This is a genomic window from Trebonia sp. (assembly GCF_049794275.1).
Classification (GTDB): domain Bacteria; phylum Actinomycetota; class Actinomycetes; order Streptosporangiales; family Streptosporangiaceae; genus Trebonia.
Map to the genome: position 1 here is coordinate 1 of NZ_JBARCR010000900.1, position 3,495 is coordinate 3,495.

At 70.3% G+C, this 3,495-nt stretch carries 5 protein-coding genes; 2 read left to right on the forward strand and 3 right to left on the reverse strand.

The features are described from left to right. The coding region (locus WA805_RS23135) for an MFS transporter (RefSeq protein ID WP_425243392.1) at positions 1 to 420 on the forward strand (420 nt) is incomplete at its 5' end. A gap of 164 nt (positions 421 to 584) precedes the next feature. Here WA805_RS23135 and WA805_RS23140 read toward each other — a convergent pair. Further along, positions 585 to 1,265 (reverse strand): class F sortase, encoded by a 681-nt coding sequence (locus WA805_RS23140; RefSeq protein ID WP_422282747.1) that lies wholly within the window; start codon positions 1,263 to 1,265, stop codon positions 585 to 587. Positions 1,266 to 1,544: 279 nt separating this feature from the next. Then, entirely contained in the window at positions 1,545 to 1,871 is a 327-nt protein-coding gene (locus WA805_RS23145) for a hypothetical protein (protein WP_422288620.1), read from the reverse strand. Between the two features lie 235 nt (positions 1,872 to 2,106). Here WA805_RS23145 and WA805_RS23150 point away from each other — a divergent pair, with 235 nt between their 5' ends. Further along, positions 2,107 to 2,388, forward strand: coding sequence for a metal-sensitive transcriptional regulator (locus WA805_RS23150; RefSeq protein WP_422282743.1), 282 nt, complete (start codon positions 2,107 to 2,109; stop codon positions 2,386 to 2,388). 1 nt (position 2,389) lies between these two features. Here WA805_RS23150 and WA805_RS23155 read toward each other — a convergent pair whose 3' ends face one another. Beyond that, positions 2,390 to 3,304, reverse strand: a complete 915-nt coding sequence (locus WA805_RS23155) for a hypothetical protein (protein ID WP_425243393.1) — start codon at positions 3,302 to 3,304, stop codon at positions 2,390 to 2,392. Positions 3,305 to 3,495 lie beyond the last annotated feature (191 nt).

Below are 3,495 nucleotides of genomic sequence, written 5' to 3' on the forward strand. Positions count from 1 at the left end.
GTGGCGGGCGGCCTGGTCTCGGCCGGCCGGGGCAGGCCGCGGGTCACCGCGCTGTGCCTGTCCGCGATCGGCTGGGGCATCGCGATCCTGCTCGCGGCGGAGGCGCCCACGATGCCGCTCGAACTGGCCGCGCTCGTCTTCGTCGGGTACGGCAGCATCACGTTCAACTCGATGGCCAAGACGGTGCTGCAGCTTGCCGCGAAACCGACGATGCGCGGCCGGGTGATGGCGCTGTGGGGACTGGCCTGGCTCGGCTCGACCCCGATCGGCGGCTCCATCATCGGCTGGATCGGCCAGGACGCGGGCGCCCGCTGGTCGCTCGTGGTCGGCGGCCTGGCCGCGCTCCTTAGCGGCCTGCTCGCCTTCCCGGCCCTCACCCGCATCGACCGCCGCCGTGCCGCCGAGGATCGCATTTCATGATCACGTAAGAAAAGCACCCGTATAGAGTGCTTTTCCTTCGTGATCATGAAGTCGGTACCCCTGCCATGAGGGATTTTCCGGCCCCGCGCCGCCGTGCCGGCCCGCGCCCGGATGTCGCGCCGGCTCGCGTCGGCGCGACTGTGACTACCGAGGTCAGCGGCGTGTCAGTGGCTGCTGGGGTGGCGCGACGAGGTGAGCGACGCGAATACGACGGTGGAACTCAGATAGTGGCCAGTGGCGTAATCGAATGCGCCGCCGCAGGTTATCAGCCGCAGCGCGGCGTAATTCGCATCGCTGTAAATTGCATTGGCCGGGAATTTGTCCTTGAGATATTCGCGGACGCCGGTGACCCGGAAAATGCCCGTCTCTCCGTCGGCGAGCGTCACGTCGATGGTGTCTCCGGGGTGGAGCGCGCCCAGCCGGTAAAAGACGGCGGGGCCGCGATAACTGTCGACATGCCCTTCGATGACGGACGCGCCGATCTGGCCGGGGGTGGCCGAGTACCTTAGCCACGCCGCCTCGTCGGCGCCGGTGGTCAGCGGCGGCACCTGGACGGTGCCGTCAGCGTTGACGCCAAGACGCAGGAGCTCCGAGTGCACGCCGATGGCCGGTATGTCGACCGAGACCGGAACTGAACGGTGCAGTGACGGCCCCTTGCCGGCCGGGCCGATAGCCCCCGCGGCCGTGGCCCCAGGCTGGGGCGCGTGCTGCTGGGCGAGCATCGCCACCCCGATGGCGATCGCGCCGCCGACGATCAGCGCGGCGCCGCCGAGCCCGGCGGCGCGAGCGCGAAACGCGCCCCGTGGGGCGGGTTCAGGGGTGAACTGGCTCTCCGGCCAGGACATGACCACGCGCAGCCCTGCTATGCGCCGCGCTCTGCCCAAGTCCGCGCCCCTTCCGCGTGTCTGCCGCAACGGGTGCTACTCACGTAGCCTAATGGCCAAATGGAAAACACGCCATTGCGCGCCGGTAGCACCTACGGGCTTACCAATATGGCCGTCGCCGCGCGGCGACTAACTTCGGCCGGCGTGGGTACTGTTCCCGCCGACAGCGCTTTTCTTTTCCGATGCCGATCCGTAGGTGTGGTGCCGGGGGCGGGAAACGACGACCCTCTCGCCGGACATTTAAGGAGGCTCCATGAAGGTGCGCATAACGTCCGCTAGACCGGCGAGCAGCCCGCGGCTGGCCGTTCTCGGCTGCGCCACCTTGATGGTCCTCGTCGCAGTCGCCGTCTCGGCCTGCACCGGTGCGCCGTCGTCGAGCGTGCCGTCAATTTTTTCGCCGTCGGGACCCTCATCAGGGTCATCGTCGTCATCAGGTACGGCTACCTCGACCGCTTCCGCCAGTGCCTCTGCGAGCACCACGCACCCGACGACCACGCCGAGCACACACGCGACCACGCCTACCCCGGCCACCACGACGGTCAGCCCGTCGCCAGTCCCGTCGACCACCTACTACTACCCGACCGGCGCCCCGGCCACCGGGGGCGGCGGCACCGCTGGCCTCCAGGACGGCCTGGTCTTCGTTCTCGGCGGTGCGGCCATCGCGGCAGGCCTCGGCAGCTTCGCGTACCGCAGGAAGTTCACCCGCCGGCGCTAACCGGCCCGGCGGGCGGGCGTAGCGCTCGGGGACTTACCCCGCCGGGGTATCGTATGGTCAACGCGGCGGAGTGGAGGCCAACGGACCATGTACGGATACACCCAGGACAAGGACAAGTACCTCAACCGGCTGCGCCGCATCGAGGGCCAGGTCCGCGGCCTGGAGAAGATGATCGAAGAGGACAAGTACTGCATCGACATCCTGACCCAGGTGGCCGCCGCGACGAGCGCGCTGCAGTCGGTCGCGCTCGGCCTGCTCGAGGATCACCTCGGGCACTGCGTCGCACAGGCGACCGCCGAGGGCGGCGAGGTTGCCGCGGCGAAGGTCCGCGAGGCCTCCGAGGCCATCGCCCGCCTCGTCAAGTCCTGACCTAGCCGGCCAGCACGGCGAAGAAGTCCCGGCTCCAGCCCCACAGGTACTGATCGGCGGGACGGTACTGGCCAGGCACCTCGGCCGTCAGCGGGCCACCGGGCTTCGCCGCTACGTCGAGCTGCACCCACTCTGGGTTGATGTCAAGCTCCATGCCGATCCTGGCGCCGCGCTCGGCGAGCGCCTGCGCCAGGTCCTCAGGGCTGGCCGACATGCTCCCGGCGAAAAGCAGGTCGCCCGCCGCGTCCTCGCCGACCGCGCTACGCGCGACGTACTCGCCGCCACCCAGGGTCGCGCCCCACGCGTACCAATCGGAAGCGGCCGGCGTCGGCTGTCCGTGCTCAATGAGCAACTGGAGGTTCTGCCGGACGCTGTAGACCGCCTCGCCGGTGCCGGGTGCGCCGTAGCCCCACAGCGCGATCCGCGCGCGGCCGGAGCGGTCGATGATAAAGCTCGCGTAGCCGCGCAGGAGCGGGCTGATCACGTGCCCCTCCTGCTCGTAACCGCCCGCGCCTACGCCGAGCTTGAAGCCGCCGTTGAAGGCGGCGAGGAGCTGCCTGTGCTCCGCGCTTCCGATGGCGGGGCCCGCCGTGACGCCCGCTATGGCCGCCGCGTATCCGGGGTCAGAACTGCCGTTGTGCAGCACGTACCGGACCGGGCCGCGGAAGGCCGCCACCGTCACCACGTCGCCGTCCGCGGCCCGCACCCGCGAGATCGTGACATGCGGCGTAGCCGGCTTCGGCTTGGGCGCTGGCTTCGGAGCGGGCTTGGCAGCCGTCGTGCGGGGGTGCGCGGACGCGGCTGCGCCCGTCCCTGCCTCGCTGCTGACGGCGGGAGCCGCCGCCGGGGCGGCAGTGCACGCCGTTGCCAGGAAAGCCAGCGAGACCAGCGCGCCGGCCACGATGATCGACCGCACGAGGACGATCATAAATGGCGGTTGTGACGGCGGCATGAAGGCCGCCGGCCGCCTCGTCGCCTGGCACTCCGCAAGTAGTATTGCGTCCCATGTCGACCAGCACCGTGACCCTGACCGGCTGGGGCCGGATCGCCCCGTCCGCCGCCGAGCTCGCCGCGCCGGCGAGCGACGCGGAGGCCGCTGCCCTGCTG